Genomic DNA, 5,358 nt, shown 5'->3' with positions numbered 1-5,358 from the left:
GCGGATGGCGGTGAAGCGCGGCCGCTGACGAAGGAGGCGGGCGGCGCGACGGGTCCGGTCTGGTCTCGGGACGGCGGCAAGCTGTTGTTCGCCAGCCAGGTGTGGCCCGCCGGCGATGCGCCGGCGGAGCGGCTCAAGGCGCTGTCGGAGGGCCCGACGCAGGCGCGCATCTATGACGAGCTGATGTACCGACACTGGGACGAGTGGGAGGACGGGAAGCGCAGCCATGTCCTGGTCGCGGATGTCGCGACCGGCGCGACGCGGGACCTGACCCCGGGACCGTACGACACCCCGCCCATCGCACTGGAGGGGTTTCAGGACTACGACCTGAGCCCGGACGGCCGCGAGCTGGCGTTTGTGCGCAACACGGACGTGCCCACCGCGGTGGGCACGGGAAACGACGTCTGGGTGGTCGCGACGGACGGGGGCGAGCCACGGCTGCTGGCGCAAAACGATGCCAATGAAACCTCCCCCAGCTACAGTCCGGACGGCCGTTACCTGGCGTATCTGGCGATGCGGCGGCCGGGGTTCGAGGCGGATCGCACTCGCCTCGTCGTCTACGACCGCCAGACGGGCGAGCACCGCTGGGTCACGGAAGGCCTGGACCGCTCCGTGGGTCGCTATGTCTGGAGTGACGATTCGGCGACGCTGTACCTCCTGTGCCAGGACCAGATCTACCACAGTGTCTACCGTGTGTCGGCGACGGGCGGCCCGGTCACGCAGGTTACGGAGGGGAGCTACAACGGCGGCCTGGCCGTGGCCCCTGGCGGCCGCCTGCTAGTGGTGGCGCGACTGGCTACGGACCGGCCCACCGAGCTCTTCGTGCTGGAGGCGCAGGGGAAGACGGAGCGGCAACTGACGCACACGAACGAGGGGCTGCTGGCCGAGCTGGAGCTCAGCCCGGCCGAGACGTTCTGGTTCCGCGGTGCGGGCGGGGCGCGGGTGCAGGGCATGCTGGTCAAGCCGCCGCGCTTCGATCCGGCGAAGAAGTACCCGCTGGTCTATCTGGTGCACGGCGGCCCGCAGAGCGCCTGGAGCGACGTCTTCCACTACCGCTGGAACGCGAACCTGTTCGCGGCGCCGGGCTACGTGGCGGTGCTGGTCAATCCGCGGGGCAGCACGGGGTACGGGCAGGCCTTCACGGACGAGATCACGGCCGATTGGGGCGGCAAGGTTTACCAGGACCTGATGCTGGGAGTGGACCACGTGCTGGCCGCTTACCCCTTCCTGGATGGCTCGCGCCTGGCCGCGGCGGGCGCATCCTACGGCGGCTACATGATGAACTGGTTCGAGGGGCACACCACCCGTTTCCAGGCGCTGGTCAACCATGATGGTGTCTACAACACGGTGAGCATGTATGGCGGGACGGAGGAGCTGTGGTTCGTCGAGTGGGAGTTCCGGGGCATGCCCTGGACCAATCCCGCGTTGTATGCACGCTGGAACCCGGCCGAATCGGTGAAGAGCTTCCGCACGCCCATGCTGATCATTCACGGCGGCGCGGATTATCGTGTGCCCCTCGAGCAGGGGCTGGAGGCATTTACGGCGCTGCGCCGGAACGGCGTACGGGCGCGGCTGCTCTACTTCCCGGACGAGGGGCATTGGGTGCTCAAGCCGCAGAACGCGCTGCTCTGGTGGAAGACGGTGAACGACTGGCTGGCCGAGTACCTGCGGCCGGCAACGCGGGTGGCGGCGCCCGGCCAGTAGTGGTGGGCAGGCGGCGGGCCGCTCTTGCTTGTGCGCAGGCGTATCGCTAACCATTGTTCACCCATGGAGTTGGCGATGGGGGATTGCCTAGCCCCCGGACGTGAAGGAGGCGGTTCATGCGGCGGCTGGTTTTGCTTCCTCTGGCCCTGACGGGCCTGACACTCACGCCCTGCCACGGCTTCGCGCAGCTCCGCGAGCCGGAGCGGCCGCCCCGGGTGGCGCTGACGCCGCTGCTCGCCCTGCGAGTGGGATACACGGCCACTGGCTCATTGGCGCAGACGTCCGATGGCGAGACCACGTTCGGCGCCCTCGAGCTGCAAGTGGATGGCGCGCCGGGCGTGGGCGGCTCCTTTGAAGCTTCTGCGTTGGGCCCGCTGACGGTGAGCGGCGCGCTCATCTACACGACGCGCGGCGACAGCCGTGGCACGTTCACCTCAGAGGGTCAGGAGACGGAGATTGCCGGGCGAGAGGGCACGCTGCTCTTTGCCACGCTGGGGCTGGGCGTACGGCTGCGGGACGAGGAGGCGGGCCTGCGGATCCGCCACCCCACGGCCAGTCTGGTCATCGCGCCGGCATTGATCCGGGAGGACCCGCCGGAGGATCCGGACTCGCCGCCGGAGGTGACCGAGCCGATCACGCACTGGGCGGTGAGCATTGGGCTGCTGGCGGAGTCCACACTCTGGTCGCCGCGCTTCGGCTTTCATCTGGCGCTCTCCGATTTCGTCACCTTCTGGAACAACACGGAGCTCTCGCGTCGGATGACGCGGGAGCTGCAGGACGAGACGCTCGACCCCGATGCGCGCGTCGACGTCGACCTGGACCCCAGCCATGTGCTGCAGGCTCGGGTGGGACTGTCCCTGCGATTTTAGGTGGTCGAATTCGATCGTACTGACGAACTCGACCACTAAGTTGCCGCCCGAGGCGCAGCCTGGCGGAGGATGAGGGCGCCGGCGCTCGGGGTCCCCACGGCGAGTTTCTTTAGAGACCACAAGCAAGGAGGCGACCGATGCTGGCTTGGCTGGTTCCATTCTGCGTGTTCTGGACCGTGGTGGCGATTTACGTGGGCGGCACGGGCATCCGCATCGAGGGCGGCACGCCGCTCCGCCAGCTCCTGGGGCTGGTCGCGGCGCTGGTGCTCTTCCTGGCGATCTGGGGCGTGGCTCGCGCGCTGCTGCGGCCGGTGCTGCCCGCCGGCGTCGCGGTGGTTGTGCCCACGCTCATGGCTGTGCTGCTCCTGCCGCTGAGCGTTTGGGCGGGGTTCCGCGTCTTCGGCGTCCGGGTCGACCGCGGCACCGGCCTGGTGCAGGTGGGATCGCACGGCGGCTAGGGGAGGGTTTTCGGGCGTACTAGGACCGGGCGCCGCGCAGCCGCTGGCCGGCCTCGGCCAGGGTTTCGAGGCGCTTGCAGAAGGCGAAGCGGACGAAGCTCCCACCCATTGCCGCCTGGTGGTAGAAGCTGGAGCCGGGGACGGCGGCGACGCCCACGTCGCGCGCCAGCCGGCGGGCGAAGGCGACGTCGTCCAATTCACTGAGCGAGGAAAAATCGGCCATGATGTAGTACGCGCCCTGGGGCGGCGCGCAGCGGAAACCGGCGTCGCAGAGCGCCTGGTACAGCACATCGCGGCGGGCGCGGTAATCGCGGGTGAGCCCGTGGTAGTAGTCCGGGCCCAGGCTCTCGAGGGCCGCGGCGCACGCCTCCTGCAGCGGCGCGGGCGCGCCCACGGTCAGGAAATCGTGCACCTTGCGGATGGCGTCGGTCAGCTCGGCGGGCGCGACAATGGTGCCGACTCGCCAGCCCGTGATGCTGAAGGTCTTGGAGAGGCCGCTCACCGTGATGGTCCGCTCCCGCATGCCCTCGAAGCTGGCCAGGGGGATGTGCTGGCCCTCGTACACAATGTGCTCGTATATCTCGTCGGTCACGGCCAGCAGGTCACGGCGCCGGCATAGCGCCGCCACGCCTTCGAGCTCCGCTCGGGTCAGCACCCGGCCCGTTGGGTTGTTGGGCGTGTTGAGCACCAGGGCGCGCGTGCGTGACGAGACGGCGGCGGCCAGGCGGTCCAGGTCCAGTTCTCCCTCGAGCGGTACCCAGACGGGGTGAGCGCCGCACAGTACGGCATCGGGGCCGTAGTTCTCGTAGTAGGGCTCGAGAATGAGGACCTCGTCGCCCGGATCGATGAGCGCCAGCAGTGTGGCGGCCATGGCCTCGGTGGCGCCGCAGGTGACGGTGATCTCGCGGGCCTCGTCGACTTCCATGCCGTAGAAGCGGCCGTAGCTCGAGGCCAGGGCGCGCCGGAGCCGGGGCGCGCCCCAGGTAATGGCGTACTGGTTGATATCGGCGCGGATCGCGGCGCAGGCGGCCTCCTTCAGCACCTCGGGCGCAGCGAAATCGGGGAAACCCTGGGCCAGATTGATGGCGCCGTGCTCGTTGGCGACGCGCGTCATCTCGCGGATCACGGACTCCGTGAAGCCGTGCGTGCGGCGGGCGGTACGCTGGAGCGCAGTGGGGTGAGGCATGGGGGAATGATATCGGGGGTTGCCGGGCGCGGTCCAGGGCCGAGGCCGGGGCTGGGGCCGGCGGATGTGGCCGGCCCCGGGTACGGGTACGGGATCGGGAGCGGGCGGCTGTGGCGGGCCCCTGGCGTATGTTATGGTGTATACCGCTCGGGGTCGGGCAAATCGCAGGCGACGGGAAACCACTGCCATGAAGGACACATTCGGGGCGCGGTCGGTTCTCCGCGTGGGGACGCGCGAGCTCGACATCTGGCGGCTGGAGGCGCTGGAGCGCAGGGGCCTGCCGGTGAGCCGGCTGCCTTACTCGCTGCGCGTGCTGCTGGAGAATCTGCTGCGCCATGAGGATGGCGTGACGGTCACGGCCGAGGACATCGAGGCGCTGGCGCTCTGGGAGCCGGGCGCCGTGCCCGACCGGGAGATCGCGTTCATGCCCGCGCGCGTGATCCTTCAGGACTTCACGGGCGTGCCGGCGGTGGTCGATCTGGCGGCCATGCGGGATGCCATGAAGCGGCTGGGCGGCGAGCCCGGGCTTATCAATCCGCTGCAGCCGGTCGAGCTGGTGATCGATCACTCGGTGCAGGTGGACGAGTTCGGCACGCGCGTGGCGTTCCAGACCAACGCGGAGCTCGAGTACCGCCGCAACCGCGAACGCTACGCGTTCCTGCGCTGGGGTCAGCGGGCGCTCAGGAATTTCCGGGTCGTCCCGCCCGAGACCGGAATAGTGCACCAGGTCAATCTCGAGTACCTGGCGCGGGTGGTGTTTGACGGCCAAGGTCCGGCCGGCCGGCGGCTGGCCTATCCCGATACGCTGGTGGGCACGGACTCGCATACCACCATGATCAACGGGTTGGGCGTGCTGGGCTGGGGCGTGGGCGGCATCGAGGCGGAGGCGGCCATGCTGGGCCAGCCGCTCTCGATGCTGATCCCCGAGGTGGTCGGCTTCCGGCTGTCCGGCGAGCTGCCGGAGGGCGCCACGGCCACGGACCTGGTGCTGCGCGTCACCGAGATGCTGCGCCAGAAGGGGGTGGTAGGGAAATTCGTCGAGTTCTACGGCCCCGGGCTGGCGCGGCTGCCCCTGGCGGACCGAGCCACGATCGGCAACATGGCGCCCGAGTATGGCGCGACGTGCGGCATCTTCCCGGTG

The 5,358-nt window shown here is 69.4% G+C and carries 5 protein-coding genes; 4 read left to right on the top strand and 1 reads right to left on the bottom strand.

Going from position 1 to position 5,358, the window contains the following annotated elements:
- The 3 genes from HY703_00185 to HY703_00175 form a co-directional block, all read left to right on the top strand.
- Positions 1-1,704: S9 family peptidase (locus tag HY703_00185; GenBank protein ID MBI4543596.1), on the top strand; the 1,704-nt coding region annotated here is incomplete at its 5' end.
- A 116-nt stretch (positions 1,705-1,820) separates the two neighbouring features.
- The gene (locus tag HY703_00180) at positions 1,821-2,573 is read left to right on the top strand and encodes a hypothetical protein (protein ID MBI4543595.1); all 753 of its coding nucleotides are present in this window, start codon (positions 1,821-1,823) and stop codon (positions 2,571-2,573) included.
- Positions 2,574-2,710: 137 nt separating this feature from the next.
- Entirely contained in the window at positions 2,711-3,031 is a 321-nt protein-coding gene (locus HY703_00175; GenBank protein ID MBI4543594.1) for a hypothetical protein, read from the top strand.
- A gap of 19 nt (positions 3,032-3,050) precedes the next feature.
- Here HY703_00175 and HY703_00170 read toward each other — a convergent pair whose 3' ends face one another.
- Complete coding sequence (locus HY703_00170) at positions 3,051-4,217, bottom strand: aminotransferase class I/II-fold pyridoxal phosphate-dependent enzyme (GenBank protein ID MBI4543593.1); 1,167 nt, start codon at positions 4,215-4,217, stop codon at positions 3,051-3,053.
- A gap of 187 nt (positions 4,218-4,404) precedes the next feature.
- On the opposite strand from HY703_00170, the gene acnA reads away from it, so the two are divergent.
- Positions 4,405-5,358 (top strand): aconitate hydratase (gene acnA, locus HY703_00165; GenBank protein MBI4543592.1); only part of this gene is annotated, 954 nt, incomplete at its 3' end.

Source organism: Gemmatimonadota bacterium (assembly GCA_016209965.1).
In the GTDB taxonomy this organism is placed as follows: Bacteria; Gemmatimonadota; Gemmatimonadetes; order Longimicrobiales; family RSA9; genus JACQVE01.
The sequence above is the reverse complement of the archived record's forward strand: the minus strand, read 5'-3'. Positions and strand labels throughout refer to the sequence as shown.

Coding starts and splice junctions, on each gene's coding strand:
- HY703_00180 (MBI4543595.1), top strand. CDS start 1,821: ATGCGGCGGCTGGTTTTGCTTCCTCTGGCCCTGACGGGCCTGACACTC.
- HY703_00175 (MBI4543594.1), top strand. CDS start 2,711: ATGCTGGCTTGGCTGGTTCCATTCTGCGTGTTCTGGACCGTGGTGGCG.
- HY703_00170 (MBI4543593.1), bottom strand. CDS start 4,217: ATGCCTCACCCCACTGCGCTCCAGCGTACCGCCCGCCGCACGCACGGC.